At 36.5% G+C, this 23761-nt stretch carries 23 protein-coding genes, 2 tRNA genes and 1 rRNA gene (1 of these 26 running past the window's edge); all 26 read right to left on the bottom strand.

The features are described from left to right. A 16S ribosomal RNA gene (locus GMB29_RS00485) occupies positions 1 to 492 on the bottom strand; it reaches 1058 nt to the left of the window's first position. A gap of 327 nt (positions 493 to 819) precedes the next feature. Beyond that, entirely contained in the window at positions 820 to 2319 is a 1500-nt protein-coding gene (gene lysS / locus GMB29_RS00480; protein WP_136358246.1) for a lysine--tRNA ligase, read from the bottom strand. A gap of 100 nt (positions 2320 to 2419) precedes the next feature. Further along, a complete protein-coding gene (gene dusB / locus GMB29_RS00475; RefSeq protein WP_136358244.1) occupies positions 2420 to 3421 on the bottom strand; it encodes a tRNA dihydrouridine synthase DusB in 1002 nt (333 codons plus the stop codon). 27 nt (positions 3422 to 3448) lie between these two features. Beyond that, entirely contained in the window at positions 3449 to 3652 is a 204-nt protein-coding gene (locus GMB29_RS00470) for a helix-turn-helix domain-containing protein (protein WP_136358242.1), read from the bottom strand. Further along, positions 3604 to 4131, bottom strand: coding sequence for a 2-amino-4-hydroxy-6-hydroxymethyldihydropteridine diphosphokinase (gene folK, locus GMB29_RS00465; protein WP_136358240.1), 528 nt, complete (start codon positions 4129 to 4131; stop codon positions 3604 to 3606). Before folK ends, GMB29_RS00470 begins: the two co-directional genes overlap by 49 nt. Beyond that, a complete protein-coding gene (gene folB, locus GMB29_RS00460) occupies positions 4128 to 4490 on the bottom strand; it encodes a dihydroneopterin aldolase (protein ID WP_136358239.1) in 363 nt (120 codons plus the stop codon). The genes folK and folB overlap by 4 nt, the downstream gene beginning before the upstream one ends. Further along, positions 4483 to 5334: a dihydropteroate synthase gene (folP, locus tag GMB29_RS00455; RefSeq protein WP_196305217.1), complete on the bottom strand. Its 852-nt coding sequence runs from the start codon at positions 5332 to 5334 to the stop codon at positions 4483 to 4485. Before folP ends, folB begins: the two co-directional genes overlap by 8 nt. A gap of 14 nt (positions 5335 to 5348) precedes the next feature. Then, a complete protein-coding gene (gene pabC, locus GMB29_RS00450; RefSeq protein ID WP_136358238.1) occupies positions 5349 to 6209 on the bottom strand; it encodes an aminodeoxychorismate lyase in 861 nt (286 codons plus the stop codon). Between the two features lie 5 nt (positions 6210 to 6214). Beyond that, complete coding sequence (gene pabA, locus GMB29_RS00445; protein ID WP_136358236.1) at positions 6215 to 6799, bottom strand: aminodeoxychorismate/anthranilate synthase component II; 585 nt, start codon at positions 6797 to 6799, stop codon at positions 6215 to 6217. Positions 6800 to 6809: 10 nt separating this feature from the next. After that, the gene (gene pabB / locus GMB29_RS00440) at positions 6810 to 8225 is read right to left on the bottom strand and encodes an aminodeoxychorismate synthase, component I (protein ID WP_136358234.1); all 1416 of its coding nucleotides are present in this window, start codon (positions 8223 to 8225) and stop codon (positions 6810 to 6812) included. A gap of 170 nt (positions 8226 to 8395) precedes the next feature. After that, on the bottom strand, positions 8396 to 9319 hold the full coding sequence (cysK, locus tag GMB29_RS00435) for a cysteine synthase A (RefSeq protein ID WP_136358232.1): 924 nt from the start codon (positions 9317 to 9319) through the stop codon (positions 8396 to 8398). Between the two features lie 93 nt (positions 9320 to 9412). Next, positions 9413 to 10318 (bottom strand): peptidyl-prolyl cis-trans isomerase, encoded by a 906-nt coding sequence (locus tag GMB29_RS00430; RefSeq protein ID WP_136358230.1) that lies wholly within the window; start codon positions 10316 to 10318, stop codon positions 9413 to 9415. 32 nt (positions 10319 to 10350) lie between these two features. Further along, complete coding sequence (gene hslO, locus GMB29_RS00425; protein WP_136358228.1) at positions 10351 to 11229, bottom strand: Hsp33 family molecular chaperone HslO; 879 nt, start codon at positions 11227 to 11229, stop codon at positions 10351 to 10353. 387 nt (positions 11230 to 11616) lie between these two features. Continuing rightward, complete coding sequence (locus GMB29_RS00420; protein WP_136358254.1) at positions 11617 to 12387, bottom strand: type III pantothenate kinase; 771 nt, start codon at positions 12385 to 12387, stop codon at positions 11617 to 11619. A 297-nt stretch (positions 12388 to 12684) separates the two neighbouring features. After that, complete coding sequence (ftsH, locus tag GMB29_RS00415) at positions 12685 to 14619, bottom strand: ATP-dependent zinc metalloprotease FtsH (protein ID WP_136358226.1); 1935 nt, start codon at positions 14617 to 14619, stop codon at positions 12685 to 12687. Between the two features lie 107 nt (positions 14620 to 14726). Further along, a complete protein-coding gene (hpt, locus tag GMB29_RS00410; protein ID WP_136358224.1) occupies positions 14727 to 15266 on the bottom strand; it encodes a hypoxanthine phosphoribosyltransferase in 540 nt (179 codons plus the stop codon). Positions 15267 to 15285: 19 nt separating this feature from the next. Beyond that, positions 15286 to 16671: a tRNA lysidine(34) synthetase TilS gene (gene tilS / locus GMB29_RS00405; RefSeq protein WP_136358222.1), complete on the bottom strand. Its 1386-nt coding sequence runs from the start codon at positions 16669 to 16671 to the stop codon at positions 15286 to 15288. Between the two features lie 160 nt (positions 16672 to 16831). Continuing rightward, positions 16832 to 17869, bottom strand: coding sequence for a protein kinase domain-containing protein (locus tag GMB29_RS00400; protein WP_136358220.1), 1038 nt, complete (start codon positions 17867 to 17869; stop codon positions 16832 to 16834). Further along, positions 17835 to 18572, bottom strand: coding sequence for a VWA domain-containing protein (locus GMB29_RS00395; protein WP_136358218.1), 738 nt, complete (start codon positions 18570 to 18572; stop codon positions 17835 to 17837). The genes GMB29_RS00400 and GMB29_RS00395 overlap by 35 nt, the downstream gene beginning before the upstream one ends. Before the next feature lie 86 nt (positions 18573 to 18658). Then, positions 18659 to 21142, bottom strand: a complete 2484-nt coding sequence (gene spoIIE, locus GMB29_RS00390) for a stage II sporulation protein E (RefSeq protein ID WP_136358216.1) — start codon at positions 21140 to 21142, stop codon at positions 18659 to 18661. A 262-nt stretch (positions 21143 to 21404) separates the two neighbouring features. Beyond that, a tRNA-Glu gene (locus GMB29_RS00385) sits at positions 21405 to 21476 on the bottom strand. A 9-nt stretch (positions 21477 to 21485) separates the two neighbouring features. Beyond that, positions 21486 to 21562 (bottom strand) — tRNA-Met (locus GMB29_RS00380). A gap of 196 nt (positions 21563 to 21758) precedes the next feature. Continuing rightward, on the bottom strand, positions 21759 to 22220 hold the full coding sequence (locus tag GMB29_RS00375) for a S1 domain-containing RNA-binding protein (protein ID WP_136358214.1): 462 nt from the start codon (positions 22218 to 22220) through the stop codon (positions 21759 to 21761). A gap of 87 nt (positions 22221 to 22307) precedes the next feature. After that, complete coding sequence (locus GMB29_RS00370; protein ID WP_136358212.1) at positions 22308 to 22676, bottom strand: FtsB family cell division protein; 369 nt, start codon at positions 22674 to 22676, stop codon at positions 22308 to 22310. 11 nt (positions 22677 to 22687) lie between these two features. Further along, positions 22688 to 23323, bottom strand: coding sequence for a spore cortex biosynthesis protein YabQ (gene yabQ / locus GMB29_RS00365; RefSeq protein ID WP_136358209.1), 636 nt, complete (start codon positions 23321 to 23323; stop codon positions 22688 to 22690). Beyond that, the gene (gene yabP, locus GMB29_RS00360) at positions 23320 to 23631 is read right to left on the bottom strand and encodes a sporulation protein YabP (RefSeq protein WP_136358207.1); all 312 of its coding nucleotides are present in this window, start codon (positions 23629 to 23631) and stop codon (positions 23320 to 23322) included. The genes yabQ and yabP overlap by 4 nt, the downstream gene beginning before the upstream one ends. Between the last annotated feature and the right edge of the window lie 130 nt (positions 23632 to 23761).

Raw genomic sequence — 23761 nt, 5'->3', positions numbered from 1 at the left:
ACCGTCAAGGTACCAGCAGTTACTCTGGTACTTGTTCTTCCCTAACAACAGAACTTTACGACCCGAAGGCCTTCATCGTTCACGCGGCGTTGCTCCGTCAGACTTTCGTCCATTGCGGAAGATTCCCTACTGCTGCCTCCCGTAGGAGTCTGGGCCGTGTCTCAGTCCCAGTGTGGCCGATCACCCTCTCAGGTCGGCTACGCATCGTCGCCTTGGTGAGCCGTTACCTCACCAACTAGCTAATGCGCCGCGGGTCCATCTGTAAGTGATAGCCGAAGCCATCTTTCAATGTCGAACCATGCGGTTCGAAATGTTATCCGGTATTAGCTCCGGTTTCCCGGAGTTATCCCAATCTTACAGGCAGGTTACCCACGTGTTACTCACCCGTCCGCCGCTAATCTTTGGGAGCAAGCTCCCTCAGATTCGCTCGACTTGCATGTATTAGGCACGCCGCCAGCGTTCGTCCTGAGCCAGGATCAAACTCTCCAATAAAGAGTTGATATAGCTCATAAATTTGTACTTTATAGTACGTTGTTTTGTTAATCGAAATTAACGTTGGCACGCTTGGTTTTGTTTAGTTTTCAAAGATCATTTTTTGTCGTTTCTCTCAGAAGCGACTTTATTATAATACCAAACTTCACAACCATAAGTCAAGAAGTTTTTTATTTTCTTTTTAAAGCTTGTTGCTTGTTTCGCAGCAACGTATTCAAATATAACACCTAACATTTCGTTTAGCAAGTATTTTTTTAAAAAAATATGAATAAATTTAAATCACTTCATAAAAAATAGAAACTCCTGCTTTCACAGGAGTTTCTATTATTAACGATGTCTCATTTGCGGAAATAATAATACATCACGAATCGATGGAGAATTAGTTAACAGCATCACTAGACGATCTATACCAATTCCTAACCCACCTGTTGGCGGCATACCATACTCTAAAGCTTCGATAAAGTCATCATCCATCATATGTGCCTCATCATTACCTTGCTCGCGCTCTTTAAGTTGCGCTTCAAAACGTTCTTTTTGATCAATTGGATCGTTTAACTCAGTGAATGCATTTGCATGCTCACGTGCAACAATGAACAACTCAAAGCGATCTGTAAAACGTGGATCCTCGTCATTCTTCTTTGCTAAAGGAGAAATTTCTACTGGATGACCGTAAATGAATGTAGGTTGAATTAATTTTTCTTCTACTTTTTGTTCAAAGAATTCATTTACTATATGGCCATATTGCATATGCTCTGTGATCTCAACATTATGTTCTTTTGCAAGATTACGAGCATCCTCAACAGACATCTCTTTCCAGAAATCCGCTCCAGTATATTCTTTAATAGCATCTACCATATGGAGTCTTGTCCATTTTGGCTCAAGATTTACTTCATAGTCACCATATTGCACAGTAGTCGTTCCTAAAACTTCTTTTGCAATATGTGCAATAACATTCTCTGTTAAACTCATGATATCTTGATAATCAGCATAAGCTTCGTAAAGTTCAATCATTGTAAACTCAGGATTATGACGCGTAGACACTCCTTCATTTCTGAAAACACGGCCTATTTCATAAACTTTTTCTAACCCACCGACAATTAAGCGTTTTAAATGAAGCTCAATTGCAATGCGCATATATAAAGGCATATCCAGTGCATTATGATGAGTGATGAAAGGACGAGCTGATGCTCCACCTGGAATAGCATGCATTGTAGGTGTTTCAACTTCTAAATAACCCTGATCATCTAAGTAGCGTCTCATTGCTTGAATGATCTTACTGCGTGTAATAAAAGTTTTCTTGCTGTCCGGACTCATGATTAAATCTACATATCTTTGACGGTAACGTTGCTCAATATCTTTTAAACCATGAAATTTATCAGGTAATGGGCGCAATGATTTCGTTAATAATTCAAATGATTTTACTTTAATAGATAATTCCCCTACTTGTGTCTTAAACACAACTCCTGAAACACCAATAATATCGCCTAGGTCAGCAGTGTTAAAGATTTCATAAGCTTCTTCGCCAATTGCATCTTTTCGAACATAAATTTGAATTTGACCAGATAAATCTTGGATGTGGGCAAAGCCTGCTTTTCCTTTTCCACGCTTTGTCATTATACGGCCAGCAATAGTAACAGTTACGTCCTTTTCCTCCAGCTCTTCTTTTGTTAATTCATTATAAGCTGCAAGAATTTCTTCCGATTGATGAGTTCTTTCAAAACGTTTACCAAACGGGTCTAACCCTTTTTCTCGTAAATTATGTAATTTCTCACGTCTAACCTTTAACTGGTCATTTAATTCTTCATGATTTAAGTCTTCATGACTCATAATTAACAACTCCTATCTTTTACTAAATAAAAAGCAGAAAACTGCCAGGAGTACTGGCAGTATAGAAACATAACGTTACTCAATAAAAATCAGCCTAATGTTATCCTACTTGACTAGTACTTTCTTGTTTCGCTTCAATCTCTAAAACAAATTCATCTAATAGTGTTACTAGTTCGTCTCTAGTGTTCATTAGGTTAATTTCATTTCTTACTTTTGCATTTCCTCTAATACCTTTTAAGTACCAGGCTGCATGCTTTCTCATTTCTCGAACTGCAATATTCTCATTTTTAAGCTCAATTAATCGATCAAGATGAAGTTTACATACGTCCATTTTTTCGCGGACACCCGGCTCACCCATTAGTTCACCAGTTTCTAAATACTTCACTGTACGATAGATCATCCAAGGGTTTCCTAGCGCAGCGCGACCGATCATAACCCCATCTACACCTGTTTGATCTAACATGCGTTTAGCATCTTGTGGTGTAGTAACATCACCGTTACCTATTATAGGAATATTAACAGATTCTTTTACTTCTTTAATGATATCCCAATTTGCTGTACCTTCATACATCTGAACACGTGTACGGCCATGAACAGCTACCGCCTTGCCGCCAGCACGTTCTACTGCTTGTGCATTTTTAACAGCAAAGATATGTTCTTCATCCCAGCCAATACGCATTTTTACCGTTACAGGCTTCTCTACAGCTTCTACTACAGCTGATACCATATCATATATCTTGTTAGGGTCTAAAAGCCATTTTGCCCCCGCATCACATTTCGTAATCTTCGGTACCGGGCAGCCCATATTTATATCAATAATATCAGCTGTGGTATTTTTATCAACAAATCTAGCAGCTTCTACTAAAGTTTCCTTCTCACCGCCAAAGATTTGTAGGCTTAAAGGTTTCTCACGCTCGTCAATATAAAGCATACCCATCGTTTTTGCATTATTATATAAGATTGCTTTATCACTGACCATTTCTGCACATACTAACCCAGCCCCGAATTCTTTTACAGTTAAACGAAATGCTGAATTACATACGCCAGCCATAGGAGCTAAAACAACTCTATTTTTCAATTCAATATCACCAATTTTGAACAAAATTCTAACCTCCTTTCCTTTCATACTTTAATTTGGAGTTAACTCTTCTATTGAAACATTTAGAGCTTTAGCTACTTCCTCAATAAATTGTTTGTTGGGTTCACGATTGCCTCGTTCTATTTCTCCTAATACAGAAACAGATACACCAAGATCCTTTGCAAAACTCTCTTGGGTAAAGCCTTTTAACTTTCTAAAAGCGCGAATACGTCTACCCCATTTTTCTGCTTCCATATTCGTACTCCTTCTTTATCTGATAATTGATCTATGATAGTCGAAAGTGATTCTTCTAAAGTAGGAATGCTGATGTTTTGGTTTATCTCATATAAAGGAATTAAAACAAAAGCTCGCTCATGCATTCTTGGGTGCGGAACAATTAATTGTTCTGCAACAATATTCTCATGATTATATAGCAAAATGTCAAGGTCTAAAGTTCTGGGACCCCATTTCACTTCACGTTTTCTATTTAGAAGTGTTTCAGTATTTTGCAGTACATGCAATAGTTCAAATGCTGATAAATCAGTGTTTAGTTTAATAACCATATTTAAAAATTCAGCTTGATCTGTATATCCAATTGGATCCGTTTCGTAAATTGAGGAAAAATTTACTACATCTATTAATGGATGAAGATTAAGCTTTTGAATAGCTTTTAGTAAATAATCCTCACGATTTCCCATATTAGATCCAAGTGCTACATATGCCTCGTTTTTCATTTTCTACCCCTTTTAATTTCAACTGCTACTTCTTTATAATGTCCTGGAATTGGCGGATCGGGTTTAATTATTTTCACAGTACAATAGTGAACAATTCCAAACCCTTCAATTATTTCCTTGGCAATTTGTTCAGCTACAGCTTCAATGAGCTTATATGGCTTACCCTCTACAATTTTTTTACAGCAATTATAAATGTCTGCATAATTTACAGTATGCTCTAGTGCATCTGACTCACCTGCATTTTTTAAATCTAATTCTACCGTTAAATCAACTCGAAATCTTTGTCCTAATTTTTTTTCTTCTTCAAATACACCATGATATCCGTAAAATTCCATACCATTAACATATATTTTATCGATGATGTTGCCCTCCTATATCAAGCATTGCATCCATCATTTTAGCCATTCTTGACATCTCTAACACATCATGAACACGAATTAGCTGGCAGCCTTTTTCAATTCCTAAGCAAATCGTTGCACCTGTGCCCTCCATACGTTCTTTTGGAGGTAAATCTAATACATGTCCAATAAAGGCCTTTCTTGATGTAGCTAATAAGACTGGATAACCTAACTGTACAAGTAAATCCAAATGTCTCATCACCATTAAATTATCGTCTTTTGTCTTTGCAAATCCAATGCCTGGATCAAGGATGATTTTATCGTCTTTTATCCCTGCATCTTTTGCAATTTTTACCGATTCCATTAGATCAGCAATCATATCCGGCATAATTTGGTCATAATTTCGATCATGTCTGTTATGCATAAGGATAATAGGTATATTATAATCGGCTGCTATTTTTGCAATCGCTGGATCTGCTTTCGCACCCCAAATGTCATTGATGATTGTTGCACCAGCTTCAACAGCACCTTTGGCAACTTCCGCTTTATATGTGTCTATTGAGATTGGAACTTCAATCTCATTAGCAAGTTTTTGAATTACTGGAACGACACGTTCTAATTCTTCTTCCACCGATATCATTTCATATCCTGGTCTTGTAGACTCTCCTCCAATATCAATAATATCGGCGCCGTTTTTGACCATCTCTTTTGCATGAGATATCGCCAAGTCAATATCTACATAACTTCCACCATCAGAAAAGGAATCTGGTGTTACATTTAAAATTCCCATTATTTGTGTCTTTTCACCGTAGTTAAGTGTATATTTACCACATTGAATTGTTTGCTTTTTTGCTAACATTTCCATTTTTCATCCAACCTTTATAACTCATCTATACTAAGTAGTTTTGTCCGATATCGCTCAAATAACTCCGTTAACTTTTGGATAACGATACCATCACTACCTTGGAATACTTGATCGTTTATTCTTTTTAATGGAACTATTTCTTGAGAGGAATTTGTAACCATTGCTTCTGTCGCACTAAGAAGCTCTTCTTGAGTATAAAATCCCTCTTTGCAAAGGATGCCTAGAGCTTCTAAGGATCTTATGACAAACTGTCTTGTAATCCCATTTAAAATGCCTGTTTCCACAGAAGGTGTATACACAATATTGTCTTTCACCCAAAAAATATTTGAAACAATTCCTTCCGCAACATACCCTTGCTCCGATAAGAAAATACCTTCTACATCAGGAGAATTTCTTAATTCTCTTTTACCCAAGATATTATTTAAATAATGGTGAGATTTTAAGCGAACTGCTCCCTCTGGTGTGTTTCTGCGAATTTGCAAAACAGCAGCATTTTTTTCAACATTCCCAAGTATTGGAGCCTTTCTTAAAAAGCATAAAACTGTCGGATGATCATACGGTTGCAGCAATCTGCCAACCTCACCAATTCCAGCTGAGATATTTAACCGTACTGTGACATCCTCATCTTCTAAATGGTTTAGTCGGAGTAATCGTTGAATCATTTCAGATACTTCATTCACGTCAATTGTATAAGAGATTTCTAATTCATCGATAGCATACTGTAGTCTTCTTAAATGATCATGAAGGAGAAAAGGAAATCCCTTGTATACTCTAAACGTTTCAAAGGCTCCCACACCATAAAGAAAGCCATGATCAAAAGGAGAAATCGCGGCTTCAGTATCTTTAATAAATTGTGAGTTATGATAAATATACACGTTTATTAACTCTTTTCTGTTAATTTATATTGATTTATAAAGTTTCTTAATAAGTCTTTACCATATGAAGTCATGATGGATTCCGGATGAAATTGAACACCTTCGATTGGTAAGGTTTTATGACGAAGTGCCATAATTTCATTTTCATCAGTCCAAGCCGTTACTTCTAAACAATCTGGTAACGTCTCTTTCTTAACAATTAATGAATGATAGCGAGTTGCTGTAAATGGATTTTCCATATTTTTAAATAGCGTTTCGCCATTATGATTAATTTCTGATGTTTTCCCATGCATTAATCTTTCCGCACGAACCACATCGCCCCCAAAAACTTGAGCAATCGATTGGTGTCCTAAACATACACCAAATATCGGGATTTTCCCGGCAAAATAAGCAATTGCTTCCATGCTGATGCCTGCTTCATTCGGACTGCATGGTCCAGGAGAAATCATTAGAAATTGTGGATTCATTTTTTCAATTTCTGAAATGGTTATCTCATCATTTCTTTTTACAATCAATTCCTCGCCAAGCTCACCTAAATATTGTACCAAATTAAACGTAAAAGAATCATAATTATCAATCATTAAAATCACTCTACTCACCTCAGCCTAATATTTTCTCTTCTTTACTCAGCTCAATGGCTTTAACCATTGCTCTTGCTTTTTTTAGTGACTCTTTATATTCATACTCTGGATTAGAATCGATGACAATTCCTGCACCAGCTTGAACATACCCAAAACCATCTTTTGCAAACAAAGTACGAATAACGATATTAAGCTCCATGTTTCCATCAAAGCCAATCCATCCGATTGAACCGGTATAAATTCCTCGCCTTGTTGGCTCTAGCTCTTCAATAATCTCCATCGTTCTTACTTTAGGTGCTCCTGTAATTGTACCACCTGGGAAGGTTGATTTGATAATATCTGCGTAATTTGCATCTTTTTTTAATGTACCTTGTACATTTGATACGATATGCATAACATGTGAGTACTTTTCAATTACCATAAACTCATTTACATGAACGGATCCGTATTCACAAACTCGTCCTAAATCATTTCTTTCTAAATCAACAAGCATTACATGCTCTGCACGTTCTTTTTCATTCTCAATCAGTTCATTCGCAAGCTTTGTATCCTCTTCTTCATCCTTACCTCTTGACCTTGTACCTGCAATTGGACGTGTACTTACAAGATCTCCATGCTTTTTCACTAACAATTCAGGTGACCCACTTACAATTTGAAATTCAGGAAAATGTAAATAGGCCATATAAGGAGAAGGATTGATCTTTCGCAATGCCTCATAAATCTTAAGCGGATGGTTCTCTAAATTGAAATGCTGCCTAACTGAAAGATTAACTTGAAATACATCCCCTTGTGCAATGTATTCTTTAATTTTTTCAACAGCTTGAATAAATGAATCTTTTGAAAATGTGATCGGAGCTTGATCGTTTAAATTAGGTACCGCATAAGATTGATTCTCTAATTTCTGCTCACAAGTCCATTTCTCCTGCATTTGCAGCAATGTAGCTTCAGCACTTTGTTTTTCCTGTTCTTGATAATAATGAGTAATAAGCCAAAGCTTAGAAGTATGATGATCGAAAATAGCAATGTCATCAAATAATAAAAAATACAGATCAGGTGTGTCTAAATCATCTTCCGCTCGATTTGGTAGTTTTTCAAAGTGCCTAACACAATCATAGCTAATAAATCCAATTGCTCCACCTTGAAAATCTGGCAAGTGAGGATCAGTTTGAGTTTGAAATCCCCTAAACCATTCATAAAAAAGATCAAGCGGCTCTCCTTCCAATACTCTCGTGCCGAGACGATCTGTAACCATAAGCTGATGATTCTTGCCTTTAACTGTTGCAATTGGCTTAATACCAGCAATGCTATACCTGCCACCACGACCACTTTCTAAAAAGGCATGCTGGTCTTCATCTTTTGTCAAGAACTTGTATTGGTCAAAAAAGTCGCCGTGATAATCAATATTAATGCTTAAAGATGTCCTTCTCTGCTGCATGACAACCTCTCCTTAAAAACTCTTATTTACATTTTACCTAAATTTAAAGAAGTTAGCATTTAAAATTTATAAACAAAAGTATAAAATAGATCGCATTTCTAATAAAACTAAATAAGAGCGTAAAAGAAAAGAGGCTGACTATAAGTCAAACCTCTAATAAATCTATGATATCAATCGTATTGGAATAATGGGGTACTTAAGTAGCGCTCTCCATTATCAGGAATGATCGCCAATACTTTCTTACCTTTACCAAGTTTTTTTGCAACTTCTAGAGCTGCGAAAATTGCTGCACCAGATGATACTCCACCTAGGATACCTTCTTCTCTTCCTGCTCTTCTAGATGCTTCGTATGCTTCTTCATTTTTTACTTTAATAATTTCATCATATACATTGGTATTTAAAACGTCTGGAACAAATCCAGCGCCAATCCCTTGAATTTTATGAGGGCCTGGTTTTCCTCCTGAAAGAACTGGAGAATCTGTTGGTTCTACTGCATAAATTTTAATAGATGGATATTTCTCTTTTAAAACAGAACCCGCACCTGTGATCGTTCCACCAGTACCAATACCTGATACGAAAGCATCAAGCTGGTCTCCCATTTGAGAAACAATTTCTTGACCAGTTGTTAAACGGTGAATTTCAGGATTTGCTTCATTTTTGAATTGTTGAGGCATAAAATAGCCGTTTTCTTTTGCTAACTCTTCTGCTTTAGCAATAGCACCTTTCATACCTTCAGCACCAGGAGTAAGAACAAGCTCAGCTCCATAAGCACGCAGCAAGTTTCTACGCTCTAAACTCATTGTGTCAGGCATAACCAATACTGCTTTAAAACCTTTCGCAGCTGCTACCATTGCAAGTCCGATTCCAGTGTTTCCACTAGTTGGTTCAATGATCGTATCCCCAGCTTTTAGGTTGCCGTTTTTTTCTGCAGCTTCAATCATTGCAAGACCAATACGATCTTTAACACTGCTTCCTGGATTAAAGTATTCAAGTTTCAAGTAAACATCAGCACTGTTTTCATCAACAAGTCTATTTAATTTTACAATTGGTGTTTCACCGATTAATTCGTGTATAGAATTTGCTACGCGTGGCATATTTCTCCTCCTCTATCCCGAGTAAATATATTGGTTTTATAAGTAATATAGCAATTATTTTCCTAATTGTCAAAACATTTTATGCTTTTTGGCCTATTTTTCTGTATTTGAACCATAAAACCAAGATACTCCAATTTCATCCCATAATGGCTCTACCGTTACAGATCCTTCCATTTGTTCCAGAGCAATTTGTCTGCGAATCTGTTCCTTGACTTCCTCATAACTGTATGTCTGTCCCTCAAGTTTTTCATGAAGGGTAATAACTGCATAACCATTATCTACTTTAATTGGCTCACTCCACTCGCCCTTACTTAACTGTTTTGCAGCCTCAATATATGATGTTGGAACATATTCATTTTCTTTAGAAACAAAGCCTATATCTCCGCCAGAATTAGCCGTAAACTCATCAATCGATTTTTCTAAAGCTAGGGCTTCAAAGCTAGAACCACCATCTAACTCTTTTAAAAGCTCCATTGCTTCAGCTTCTGTTTTCACAATAATTTGAGATAAATGAAACGATTCAGCTATGTTATATAAATCTTGATTATTTTCATAGAACACTTTCATTTCCTTTTCAGGAATCGTTACATCACGTGTAAGTAATTCTTCTAGTAATATGCTATAGCGGATTTGTTGTCTCCAATCTTCTTCGTTTCCGGCCTGTTCCTCATCTAATGGATTGTACATCGATTTATAAACCGCTAATTCCCGTTCGATTACATCATCAGATACTGTAATATCATATTTTTTTGCAAGCTCTTCTACAACTTTAATATTAACAAGTTCACGTAATGTATCTTTTCCAAAACGCGACTCTAATTCAGCCATCCATTGTTCTCTCGTTATTGTTTCTTCCCCAATAGTAGCAATTGTTTCGGTCATTTCACCATTACTTGAAATAGGAACAGCACCTTGTTCCTTTGAAAAGAAAAAACCAACCGTTAAGCAGTTTATAATAACCAATCCAAAAATAATACTCCATAAAGTTTTGCTGCTCAATTTCGCCAACTCCTAAAAATCCACCCTTATCTTTATTTTGCTTCTTTCTTTAATTCTTCTAGATCCTCTCTCGTTAGCAAATAAACTTCATTACAGAAATGGCAATGTGCCTCAGCTTGCCCATCCTCGTCGATCATAGCCTGAATTTCTTCCGCTCCAAGACTAACGATTGCATTTTCAATTCGTTCTTTTGAACACTGACATTTAAAGGCAACTGGTTGTTTTTCTAATATTTTCACATCCCCATGCCCGAGTACTTCTTCTAATATTTCCTCAGGTGTTAAGCCGCGTTGAATCAACTTTGATATAGGTTCAATTTGACTTAATCGTTCTTCAATTTTCGTTATTGTTTCGTCATCTGTTCCAGGTAATAGCTGGATGATGAATCCTCCTGAAGCTAAAATAGTATTATCTGGATTGACTAAAACGCCAACACCTACTGAAGATGGAACTTGTTCAGATGTAACTAAATAATAAGTGAAGTCCTCGCCAAGCTCACCTGACACGATTGGAACTTGTCCTGAGAAATGCTCCTTTAACCCAAGATCCTTTACAATTGTTAAATTCCCCTCTGTTCCAACCGCTCTAGCTACATCAAGTTTACCTTTTTCATTCAAGTCAAAGTGTGTTTGCGGATTCGTAACATATCCCCGCACTTCACCTTTTGAATTACTATCAACTAAAATGACCCCAATAGGTCCGCCACCCTCAACCTTAATCGTTAGTTTCGCATTACCTTTTAACATCGAACCAAGCATCACACCTGCAGTCATTGATCGCCCTAAAGCAGCAGAAGCAGTTGGCCATGTTTGATGTCTTCTTTGAGCCTCTGAAACTGTCTCTGTCGTTTTTGCTGCATATGCTCTTACTTGATTATCATATGCCAAAGCCTTTATTAAATAATCCGTCATGTTAGTAGACTCCCTTCTTAGAAAAGCGTAAGCGCCTTGTTCAGCCCCGACAAGCATAAGACGATTAGGAATAGAAGGTGTTCTTTACCTTCAATTCCTAATTGGCTTATGACCTCGAGGGGCTAGGCGCAGAAGCTAGACACCATACTTAATACAAAATCTTATACTTTTTTCACTTCCAGAAAAGCGTAAGCGCCTGTTCAGCCCCGACAAACACAAGACGATCAGGAATAGATGGTGTTCTTTACCTTCAATTCCTCATTGACCTCGAGGGGCTAGGCGCTGGAGCTAACCACCCTACTAAATACAAATACTTATCCTTTTTTCCTTCCAGAAAATCATAAGCGTCTTATTTCTCACAACTAGCACAAGTAGTAAGCACTCAACTTAAGATAATGTATTTCGTTCATAAATAAGATGAAGACCTCTTAATGTTAAAAATGGGTCTACAATATCGATACAGTCTGATTCGCGGGCAATTAATGGTGCTAAACCGCCAGTCGCAATAACTCTTGGTATTTCCTTTGACTGCTCTTTTATTCTTTTAACAATTCCCTCTACTTGTCCTACATATCCATATAAAATACCTGACTGCATAGCACTTACCGTGTTCTTACCAATAATGTTATCTGGTCTTGTAATTTCTATTCTTGGCAGTTTTGCAGCTCTCGAATATAGTGCTTCAGTAGAAATATTAATTCCCGGCGCAATTGCACCACCCATGTATTGCTTTTCTTCATTGATGTAACAGTATGTAGTAGCAGTACCAAAATCCACTATGATAAGAGGACTTCCATAATCTTCTATTCCAGCAACAGCATTTACGATTCGATCTGCCCCTACCTCACGAGGATTTTCATACTTAATATTTAATCCTGTTTTCATTCCTGGTCCAACAACTAATGGTTTTACATCAAAATACTTTTGACACATTCTTTCAAGCGCAAACATGATTGGTGGTACCACAGATGATATTATAATTCCTTTAATTTGATTAAAAGAAAGATTTTCATGTTCAAAAAGACTTTTGAACACCATACCAAATTCGTCTTCCGTTTTATTACGGCTTGTTTCTATTCTCCAATGATGTTTTAAAACATCTTTTTCATATACACCTAATACAGTATTAGTATTTCCTACATCTAATACAAGAATCAACACGATCACCACTTTATTTATAGTCATTTATATATTTCGTTTTCCATTTTAACATATCAAGTGAAGTCTGGCTCAATACAAAACTGCACAATCCCTTATAAACGCCAACATACTAAAATGTAGAGGCACTTATACCGTCAAGCCCTCTTCAATTGAAGATGAACAATCAAGTTTTATATCGTTTATTTTGTTCAAAATCTATCTGTTTTATAGAAATATACGGATTCTACCCCTTTATTCCTCAATATAAAAAAGATCGATGACAAGTTACATTAGCCATCGATCTTTTTTCATTTATTATTTTTCTGAAGAATCTTCTTCATCTTTTTTTGATTGAATATTTACTTTCACATCGTCTGATTTTTCATCTTGATCGTTTTGATTAATGATTACCGGACGATCAGGAAGTTTTCCTGTGTTAACAAGACTGTTAATTTGAGCTGCATCAAGTGTCTCAACATCTAGCAATGTTTGAGCTATTAATTCTAGCTTTTCACGATTTTCCGTTAAGATCTTTCTTGCACGTTCATAGCTTTCTTTAATGAAGCGTTGGATCTCCATATCAATTTCATGTGCAATCGCATCACTATAGTTTTGCTCATTATGAAGATCGCGTCCTAAGAACACTTGACCGCCTTGTGCTTGACCAAATTGCAGCGGTCCGAGTTTTTCACTCATACCGTATTCTGTAACCATTTTTCTAGCAATGCCAGTTGCTCGTTGGAAATCGTTATGAGCACCAGTACTTACTTCACCAAATATAATTTCCTCAGCAACACGGCCACCGAGTAAGCCAGTTATTTTATCTAACAGCTCAGGCTTTGTCATAAAGTAACGGTCTTCCTTTGGAAGCATAACAGCATATCCGCCTGCTTGACCACGAGGAACAATTGTTACTTTGTGAACCATGTCAGCCTCATCTAATACAACACCGATGATAACGTGACCTGCTTCGTGATATGCCACGATATTACGTTCTTTTTTAGAGATAACCCGACTCTTTTTAGCTGGACCTGCAATAACTCGGTCTGTTGCTTCATCAAGGTCTGTATTATCAATTTTCTTTTTATCTTGTCTAGCAGCTACTAATGCTGCCTCATTTAATAGGTTCTCTAAGTCAGCACCTGAGAATCCAGGAGTACGAGCAGCTATAGCCTTTAAATCAACAGATTCATCGAGAGGCTTATTACGTGCATGTACTTTTAGTACCGCTTCACGGCCTGTAACATCCGGGCGATCAACTGTAATTTGACGGTCGAAGCGTCCTGGACGTAGTAAAGCCGGATCAAGAATGTCAGGTCTGTTAGTAGCCGCAATGATAATAATACCTTCATTCGCTCCAAAGCCGTCCATTTCAACTAGTAATTGGTTAAGTGTTTGTTCACGCTCATCATGTCCTCCACCTAAACCTGCACCACGTTGACGTCCAACTGCATCAATTTCATCTATAAATATAATACACGGAGCATTCTTTTTAGCATTCTCAAATAAATCACGAACACGGGATGCACCCACACCGACAAACATTTCTACGAAATCAGAACCGCTTATAGAGAAGAACGGTACTCCGGCTTCACCTGCAACAGCTCTCGCAAGCAAAGTTTTACCTGTACCAGGAGGTCCTACTAATAAAACACCCTTAGGAATCCTTGCACCTAATTCTGCAAATTTACGCGGGTCTTTTAAAAACTCAACAACCTCAACAAGTTCTTGCTTTTCTTCATCAGCACCTGCTACATCTTTGAACTTCACTTTTTTCTTTTCTTCGTTATATAGCTTCGCTTTACTTTTTCCAAAATTCATGACACGACTACCGCCGCCTTGAGCTTGGTTAAGCAAAAAGAAGAATAAAATAAAGATAATAACAAATGGGATGATGGATGTGAAAAATGTCACCCACCCGCTTGTTTCTTCAGCTGGAGCAATTTTCAAATCTTTTACGTTATTTGCCTCAGCAGCTTTATCAACGCGTTCTAAACCTTGTTCTGTTGGTATATATGTAACAAAGGTTTCGTCTTCATCATAACCCTTCATTTTACCTCTTACTTCAAACACACCACGAACAGGCTGCACTAGCATTTCCGTTACATTTCCCTTATCTAAGTCAGAAATGAACGTATTGTACGAAATTTGTTCCGTCTTAGGGTTAGAGCCAGTAAAGAAACTTACAACCCCAATTATGACTAAAAATATAAGTAAATAAAAAATGGTATTACGGAAGATCCGATTCATTCCTTACCTCCTCCCACAGTAAACACGACTATTTTAAATAGTATCATAGAAATTCATGGTAATACAACCAATTAAACTACCCCAGAACCTAAGCATACTTCATAAGCTTACTGATAAATTTCTTGCTTTAACACTCCAATATAAGGAAGATTGCGATATTTCTCAATGTAATCAAGTCCATAGCCAACGACAAATGCATCTGGCACTTCGAAGCATACATAGTCTGCTTCGATATCTGCTTTTCTTCCAGTCGGTTTATCAAGCAATGTGACAATCTTGATTGATTTTGCTTTACGATAACGGAATAATTTAACTAAATAACTTAATGTCAAACCACTATCAATGATATCCTCAATGATTAGAATATCTCTACCTTCAACAGAAGTGTCGAGATCCTTTATTATCTTCACTTCTCCTGACGAAACGGTGGATGAACCATAACTAGAAACATCCATAAAATCCATTTCTAAGTATGTATCAATATTTTTTAATAAATCACCCATAAAAGGCATGGCACCTTTAAGTACTCCAATAGCTAGGGGAAAACGATCTTTATATTCTTTTGTAAGAACCTGCCCTAACTCCTTCACCTTTTCTTGAATTTGTTCTTCTGTTACTAAGATTTCTTCAATATCTTGTCTCATCAATTGTGTGCCCCCTACAAGATCATAACTCATCATAATTTAATACGACATATTCATTCTCGTCTGTGTATTCAGCCTCAAAACTAGATTTTTTCAAACCTGGAATCCACAGAATGTTCCCATTTCCATCTTCTACTATAGGCCAAGAATTTCGGTTGTGTAATGGTATTTTTTCATCAATAAATATATCTTTTACCTTTTTCCTACCGTTCATGCCCTTCAAATTGATTTTATCCCCTTGTTTCCTTGTTCGAACGATTAAAGGTCCGACAAGCTGTTTACGAATTAGTAAGAAGGAATTATTTCCTTTCAGGAATGTAATTGGTTCCTTTACTATTTCACATGTGATTTTATACCCATTTTGAAGATGAACAACGGAAGGGATCTCTAACTCAAAACAGAAGTTCTTAATATCATCATGTTCAAAGGTAAACATACAAGTTTGATATGATTTAATCACTTTTAGCCCGCCTGGGTAATCAAGTGAACCTGAAGGGTGATCCTGTGAGAGTAATTCAAGAAAACTCTCAATATGTATTGAAGAAAGAGAAGCTGGAATATGTACATATAGATAACTTAATATTAGTTGAATCCCTCTTCTTTGTAAAGGCAAAGGTAGGCTTTTGAAACGATTGATGTCTATCTCCACCAATGACTTTTCTTTTCTTTTCAATACTGTATTCATATGTTGTTTCGTTAATACCTGTAAATACGTTTCATCCTCTAATAAGGTTTCACTAAATTTTTGAAATCTTTCATGTACAAGTGGATTTTCCTTTTTTAGAAACGGAAGTACGTATTTTCTAAACCGATTTCTCGTATAATTTGTTTTTTCGTTGCTCGGATCAAACTTAGGCATCAAGTGTTGTTCTCTACAATAGGATAGAATTTGTTCCTTCGTATATGCAAGCAGCGGCCTAATAATATACCCATTATGAAACGCCCGTTTTACCTTTATTCCGGCTAGTGCCATACCCGTACTGCCTCTTACCATTCTCATTAAAATCGTTTCGACTTGATCATCTCCATGATGACCAAGAGCTAAACACTTTGAATGATATTTATCTAATAATTCTTTAAAAAATGTATATCTGCATTCTCTTCCAGCTACTTGAGAACTTAGGTGAAACTTTTTCGCATATGCTGTTACATCGATTTGCTTTGCTTCGCAAATGATATGATGCTGCTTACAAAAATCAAGGACAAACTGCATTTCTTCCTTTGATTGTTCACCTCTAAACATATGATCAACATGTGCACAAACTAGCCTTAAGTTCCATTTATCCTTTATTCGGACTAATAAGTGAAGAAGCGCTAAAGAATCAGGACCTCCAGATACACCTACAACTACTGTAGAACCTTTTTCAAGCAATTGATGCTTTTGGATAAGGGCATAAAATTTTTCCACTTTCTCTCCCTCTTTTGAAAAAATCCTCGTTTTCTTTTGATTACTTCTCTATCGTACCATTATTTCAAAAGCAATAACAAAAGATAAGGGACCTTTCACACATTTAACATATTTCTTAAGGAAATTCATTTTATTTTCTGTCATCTTTCATCATTTCTCTCTACATTAAGTAGTGAAAAACATATAAAGAATAGATAATAAAAACACCAACAAGAATCACAATTGTTTCCAAAATTCCACTTGTTTTTTTTCTCTTTTTTGCGCTTTTTGCTTGCCTTCTTGTTTTATTAACTTGTGGTTGCGACTTTTTTGCCGACTGGGTCTTATGTTGAGAAGGCTTTTGCGTCTTATAGGATTTTATTCTTGGTCTTTCCTTTTTCGTTTCCGATGATAGCAGGTGAACATAGTCTGCCTTCATTTCGCTTGCACTCTTGTATTTCCCCAAAAGTGCCTTTTGTAAAACAAAATTATGTTTTAGTAAGAAGGGATGTTGCTGAATAACCTCAAATAATTGTGCACTTCCTTCGAGTTCAGCCTTTTTTGTAAAGCGTTTAGGATAAGCTGCATTTATCATAATCATTGCGGCAGAAAAAAGATCATATGATGGTTCAGCTTTTCGAGTTCCTAATCCCCAATAGCCTCGATCAAAAAATTCAGTAAACTCCTTAATCGACCTTCCTTGTATTGTCGTACCACCTACATCAATACATCTGATTTTTGGCGGTGGTCCTGTTATAAGAAGATTATCTGGTTTTAAGTCACCGAACACCCACCCCTGCTGATGAAGTTGGTCTAGATTGGTTAGCAGCTGAAGCATTAAGACGTCCACCCACTCTATTCCTCTATTTCGAATAAATTCAAGGAAGTTGTTACCTTGCACATATTCCATCACATAAAAGGGTAGGATATTTTGTTGATCTACCTTCCAATCATCGACATCAAGTAAAGAAGGCCCAAGTGAAGAACCTTGGACCTTAGAAAAATGCTTAAGCACATTCACCTCTGAGGTAATCGCCATACTGTTTTCACTCAGCTTTATTGCAACAGCTCCTTTTTTGCTGTCTGCTAAGTAAACATTGCCTGTCGCCCCTTGCCCAAGCAGTCTTATAATGGTGTAAGTTTCACCGTTCCACTTGCCCTTTATAACAGTTCCTGAAGAAAGATTACATGCCTGATTCATCATAGTATTCATCTTCATTTCTTAATAAACTCCTTAAAGACCGCTTCTTCTGAAAATGCTGAATCGCATCCTTTATGGCTGGACCTGTTGGGGTAATCCCGCCAGTTGATAACTTAGGAAAAATGGAAGAAAGCGATTCAAGCTTTGGTGTCCAATCAAGGACCATTTCTACTTCATCCTTTTTCCCAGGAAATACTGAAACGGCGAATTGATTATCCCCGATTCTTGAATTAAGACTGATAGAGAGATCAAATAGTGCTTCTTTCACAGTAGGAAGCTTAGGCTTCATACTAGCACTTGTATCTACCAAAACGAGAATATCCAATGAGATAGTTTCCCCTAATTCATCAACAACCTCCATGACTTCACCCCGTTTTTCAGGTGGTAATTCTTCCATAGACGTATGCTTCCCAAGTATTTGCTGCAACTCTTTATTAACGACACCTTGAAGCGTTTGTGTCATTGCTTTTCTAGTTACCGTCTGTACTGTTTGAGATAATTGATGAGCATATACAAGTTGATGAACACCGCCACCAGACATCGCAATCCCTTCAATCTCCTGAATTGCCTCTTGATCAATAACGTTTTCTTCTACTATACCAATTACATTCACTGTAATGCCCTGTTCCCCCGCTAAGGCAGCCATTGCAATTGGATCTTCCCCATGATTTGAACAACCGTCAGTTAATAATAAAATTTGCTTCAAATGACCCTTTGCCATATTCGTCCTCCTAAAGAGAAGTATAGTTATCAGTATTAGTACCATACTCGCCAGAAGGAGGGTATTTTATTCGTTTCTGAGTAGGATTAACCTGTTTTCTTCTTTTTTGAGTATTTTGCAACAGGTATACTTGCCCATTTAGGCGTATTGTGTTCAATAGCAGAAACGACAACAGTCATATCATCCTCAATTTTCCCAGCTCTTGTTCGAATCACTTCCTCCATTATTAAATCCGCTACTTCCTGAGGTTCATCCGTTTTTATTTCACTTATTTTCCGCTTCATCCATAAATCATTATTCTCCACATGTTTTGGGCCCTCAAAAATACCATCACTCATCATAATAAGCAGGTCACCTGCTTTTAGCTTTTCACCAACAACATCCACTTCAAAGTCATCAATAATCCCCATCGGTAGATTGCTAGCTTGAATTTTGATAATTTTATCTCCTCTTTTGATAAAACTTGGTGTAGAACCAATTTTTAAAAATTTACTGCTTCCATCTTGAAGATCAACAATCGCTAAATCAAGTGTAGAAAATATTTCATCTGTTGTTCGTAGCGATAAAATGGAATTTATCGTTTTAATGGCTACCTTTTCTTCTATTCCTGTTTGGAGGATTTTTTGAAGAAGTTTAATTGTTTCATTACTTTCAAAATGAGCCCTTACTCCATTCCCCATTCCATCACTTATGGCAACAGCATATTTCCCTACTCCTAAGTCAATCATTGAATAACTATCTCCTGAAACTAAGCCACCACCTTTGGCAGCGTGGGCAACCCCTGTTTCAATTCGAAACTTTTTCGTTGATCCAAATGAGACATGGCAATATCCATTTGGATAGTTTGCACATTCTTCATTCTTTACAATGATAGACTCCTCTAAAATATCTGATAACATAGGTGCAATTATTTTTTCACACTCCCCGTGGCCGCCGCAGAATGGGATACTCATTTCAATATCGATATTTCCTTGTTCTAGACTATAAATATCGACATTAACTATTTCTATTCCAAAGTTTTGAAGAGCATCTAAAATTTGTTCCTCTTGAACAAAATGATTTTCACGTTCTCTTTTAATCTCTTTTGAAAGGTCCTCCATTACATGTGATACACCTAATAATTGTTCGGCAACCAACCTCCTACTTTCCTGTACTTCTTTTTTAAGCTTTTGATTTGCTTGGAAATAATTAATTTCTTGCTCGATTACTTCTTCTACCTTATTTGCTTTTGAACAATGGCGTCCAAAGTCATTTCTTAATTTCATATTATTTTGATACGTTCTTTGTTTCGTATCATGCATAATTGCCTGCATATACTCATAGGTTTTATCAAAGTTCTCTACCCAGCACTTTTCTTTTTTAAAGCAATGTTGACATGTGCTTTCAGTAATACTACTTAAAAATAGATCTGTTTCTCGCTCATCATCAAATTTTTCATCTTTATCATAAAAAGTCGTAAAGCTTTCTGATAATGCTTGAAACACTTCAGAAAATTGATCAACACGATTGGCAGTTACATCACGAATTTTCCTTACATATTGTTGCTGCTCTTGAGCATGTTCATTCGTACCAGGAATATGCTTGGCCAGACGCCCAGTTATTGCTTTCGGAGTGATCAAGAACAGGAATATCGCGATCAATGACTCTATTAATGTTGTCATAATATCTGCTGACCCTTGTCCATAGAGTGAAATAAGAACAGAGCCAATTAATAACCCAATAGCCGTTCCTATTTTTTGCCCTTCTCTTAATAGACCTCCTAATAGACCCGAGAAGGCAAGCAGACTCATATGATATAAATTTCCGATATTTGCTAAACTCAAAATTAACCCTGTCACCACACCTACTGTACTTCCAATACTTGAACCGCCTATGAATGCAAATAGCAGAACAATATATCGGGAAAAAATGTGCTCAGCTTGTAGATTTTGAAACGAAACACCAACAAGGCCAGTCATAACCGATGCTAGAAGAATCATTATACAAATGATTTCTTCGACTTTCAGAGATTGTTTGTATTTTCTTGCGGATATAAGTGGAATACTTTGAAGAAATATTAAAGTTAAGATAAATGATAGGCCTGATTCAACTCCAGCCATCATATAATCATAGAGCTCTAAAGAGGACTGGGTAACGTATGAATATCCTAATCGAATTAATACAATTGTCGTAAAGATTACAAATGGCAAGATCTTTAACCGATCCTTAAACAAATACGATGAGAGCCTATTAATGACAAGAAATCCTATAATCGACATGGCAATAATAGATGCAACCTCAATAGAAATTGTTAAACCGCCGGCAATAATAGCTATACCTGCCAATAATGCCTTATCACGTTTCATTAAAAAAATGGCTCCAAAGAATGGTAAAGCGAATGGCAACACTTCTGATAAAATAATAGCTCGTCCTAATAAAAACCCAATTAAAACATAGACAAGTCCTTTGTGTAAGAAGAATAGCTGTAATCTAGTTGATAATCGATGAAAGAATCGATTGAATACTTGTTGGGTTTTCGCCACGCCCAAATCAGATATCGGCTCCATTAACCTTCTTTCCACTTTATCCATCTTACATTCCCCCACTATTCATTGTTGCTTGTAATTATAACGAAGGTTAGAATAGGATTTTGTCAAAATAAGGTAGTCTATTCCAAAAAACGTTCGACTGTTTTTTAAAAATGCGACAAAAATCCATTGTATTTGAACCTTTTTCAAATGCCTTTCGTCAAAATAGTAAAATGATGTTTATGTAAAATAATAGGATAGATAAGAATAATTGTATTCAAAATACAAAAAAACTAGTTGCACATTTGCAACTAGTTTTTTTGTATGACCCGTACGGGATTCGAACCCGTGTTACCGCCGTGAAAGGGCGGTGTCTTAACCGCTTGACCAACGGGCCGTATAAATATGGTAGCGGCGGAGGGAGTCGAACCCACGACCTTTCGGGTATGAACCGAATGCTCTAGCCAGCTGAGCTACACCGCCATAAATAGAAAACAGAATATTTCACTTCATAATAAAGCTTCTTAAAGGAGATTCTGCTCGACCTCTTCTGAGGCACAAGATATATAATACAATCGATTTTCCTGTACGTCAATAAAAAAAATAATAATGTACAAAAAAAAGGAAAACATCAACATTATGTTTTCCTTTTTCAAAAAATGTATATGAAAGCAGCAAGCTATCCTCTTCTAGCTCCTCGACCGCCACGTTTTGATTCTGTATTTCGTTTTAATGAAGATAAACGATCTTCACTATCTTTTAAGAATCGGCTCATTTTCTGTTCAAAACTTTCCTTGTTATTACTACGGAAATCATTTCCTCGTTGTCTCGGGCGATCTGATTGCCTTGGACGATCTGAGTTTCTTGGGCGTTCTGGACGTTCCGGACGTTCTGGGCGCTCTGGACGGTCAATTGCTTTTTTAATTGACAGACCGATTTTACCATCGTTCTCAACATTAATAACCTTTACTGTTACTTCGTCTCCGACTTTTAAGTGATCATTAATATCCTTCACATAATTATCGGCAACTTCACTGATGTGAACTAGTCCTGTTGATCCCCCTGGTAGTTCAACAAACGCTCCAAAATTAGTAATTCCCGTCACCTTACCCTGTAACTTGCTGCCAACTTCAATCGACATAAAAATAATGCTCCTCCTTAAACAGATAAAAATTCATTCGAATCTTTATTATATTATACATAAATAAAAAATCCAGTGTCAACAAGGCTAATCTTTTATGTTAAAAATGATCTCATTATCATCCGATAAAAAATAGTCTCTTCTAGCAATCTTCGCAATATACTCATCATCATTAAGTTTAACAATTTCTTCTTTTAATAGTTTTTCCTCTTTTTGTAATCCGGTCAATTGTTTTTCAAGTTTCTTCTGTTCTTTAAGTCTTTCTTCTAATGCATTTGATTGACTAAAATAGGTGGTCAGCATAATGGCAGAAGAAATAATCGCAAAAAGTCCGAACATCACTAATCTTCTAACTAAGCCTCGTTTACGTCTTTTTGAAAGCTGTTGTTGTCTCTCCTGCTGCTGCATATATTGTGATTGTAACTCTGTAATTTTCTTCGATCTTTCGAGACTCATACAAATCCTCCTTACTTCTTCTTTATCCGTAGCCACCACGATTTTATTTTACTTGTTATATTCTTGATTTTGTTACTAATTCCTGCTAATCGTCTTACATTTCTTATGATGAAGTTCCTAACTGTATGAGGAATCATATTCCATAAAATGTTTAATAAAAATCTAATTGGCACTAATAAGATTTTAACGAAAGAATATAGAAATTGAAAAGCCCATTTTAGTAATCTCCACAAAAAGTGTAAAGTTCCTAATAAAATAACAATGAGCATGTGAATGATTCCCACTATTGGCTTTACAATCATAATATGACCAATTTTTAGTATTAATCGATATAAGCTAAGGCTTGTCTGTATTAGCCGCTCAAGAACCCGCAAATAAGTCTTTTTAAGAAGACTTTGATAAGCTGCATACCCACATAAGACTGCTAAAAATATATAGATACGCAATTCTCCCTCATTTACTAATAATAATAAATAAAATAGGATAAGTCCTTGAACAACCCAAAACATAAAATCATTGATAAAAACAACCCATCTTGCTCTTAATGGCCGCTTTAAAAAGCGGCCATATGTATCTAGAGCAGCACCAATCCAACTTCCAACACCGACCATTGCTAACATCGTGTAAAACTGTGTTGTTAAACTCATTTAAATAACTTGCTAAAGAGTCCTTTAGCTTTCTCCCCATGCTGCTCATCTAAATAAATAAGGTCAAATATCCTGCTGCCTTTTATTGAAACAACACCCTTATCTACGTCAAGATTTTTCATTTGTAAGTTTTGTCCCCGAATAGCTAAAGCACCCATAACTGTATCTAAAAGAAATTCCTCATTGTCAAAACTCTCAACTTGCTTTACACCAGTTATTTCTAAAAATTTTCTCCCCCGCATGATCACATCATGATCTTGAACCGTACCTTTATTGACAGGTGAATTGTTATCATAGTATTGATTCATGGTATACCTCCGCATTCTGTTAAAGTGAGACTTCCATCAGTAAGGATTTTCTTCTACATGTTATGTAGTCAGAATGCGGTTTAGAACAAGCTATTTAGAAAAGCGGAAGTGCCTGTTCAGACCCGACAAG

It is taken from the genome of Metabacillus sediminilitoris, from assembly GCF_009720625.1.
Taxonomy (GTDB): domain Bacteria; phylum Bacillota; class Bacilli; order Bacillales; family Bacillaceae; genus Metabacillus; species Metabacillus sediminilitoris.
Note: the sequence above shows the minus strand (reverse complement) of the source record. Positions and strands in the feature narration are given on the sequence as shown.

Excerpts from the sequence above, each read along its gene's own strand:
- GMB29_RS00375 (WP_136358214.1), bottom strand. The coding sequence starts at position 22,220 with ATGTCGATTGAAGTTGGCAGCAAGTTACAGGGTAAGGTGACGGGAATT.
- lysS (WP_136358246.1), bottom strand. The coding sequence starts at position 2,319 with ATGAGTCATGAAGACTTAAATCATGAAGAATTAAATGACCAGTTAAAG.
- ftsH (WP_136358226.1), bottom strand. The coding sequence starts at position 14,619 with ATGAATCGGATCTTCCGTAATACCATTTTTTATTTACTTATATTTTTA.
- hslO (WP_136358228.1), bottom strand. The coding sequence starts at position 11,229 with ATGACGGATTATTTAATAAAGGCTTTGGCATATGATAATCAAGTAAGA.
- GMB29_RS00395 (WP_136358218.1), bottom strand. The coding sequence starts at position 18,572 with ATGGCAAAGGGTCATTTGAAGCAAATTTTATTATTAACTGACGGTTGT.
- pabB (WP_136358234.1), bottom strand. The coding sequence starts at position 8,225 with ATGCAGCAGAGAAGGACATCTTTAAGCATTAATATTGATTATCACGGC.
- spoIIE (WP_136358216.1), bottom strand. The coding sequence starts at position 21,142 with ATGGATAAAGTGGAAAGAAGGTTAATGGAGCCGATATCTGATTTGGGC.
- GMB29_RS00470 (WP_136358242.1), bottom strand. The coding sequence starts at position 3,652 with ATGGAAGCAGAAAAATGGGGTAGACGTATTCGCGCTTTTAGAAAGTTA.
- GMB29_RS00370 (WP_136358212.1), bottom strand. The coding sequence starts at position 22,676 with ATGAGTCTCGAAAGATCGAAGAAAATTACAGAGTTACAATCACAATAT.
- cysK (WP_136358232.1), bottom strand. The coding sequence starts at position 9,319 with ATGCCACGCGTAGCAAATTCTATACACGAATTAATCGGTGAAACACCA.
- yabP (WP_136358207.1), bottom strand. The coding sequence starts at position 23,631 with ATGAATCAATACTATGATAACAATTCACCTGTCAATAAAGGTACGGTT.
- yabQ (WP_136358209.1), bottom strand. The coding sequence starts at position 23,323 with ATGAGTTTAACAACACAGTTTTACACGATGTTAGCAATGGTCGGTGTT.
- folK (WP_136358240.1), bottom strand. The coding sequence starts at position 4,131 with ATGAAAAACGAGGCATATGTAGCACTTGGATCTAATATGGGAAATCGT.
- GMB29_RS00400 (WP_136358220.1), bottom strand. The coding sequence starts at position 17,869 with ATGAAGATGAATACTATGATGAATCAGGCATGTAATCTTTCTTCAGGA.
- folP (WP_196305217.1), bottom strand. The coding sequence starts at position 5,334 with ATGGAAATGTTAGCAAAAAAGCAAACAATTCAATGTGGTAAATATACA.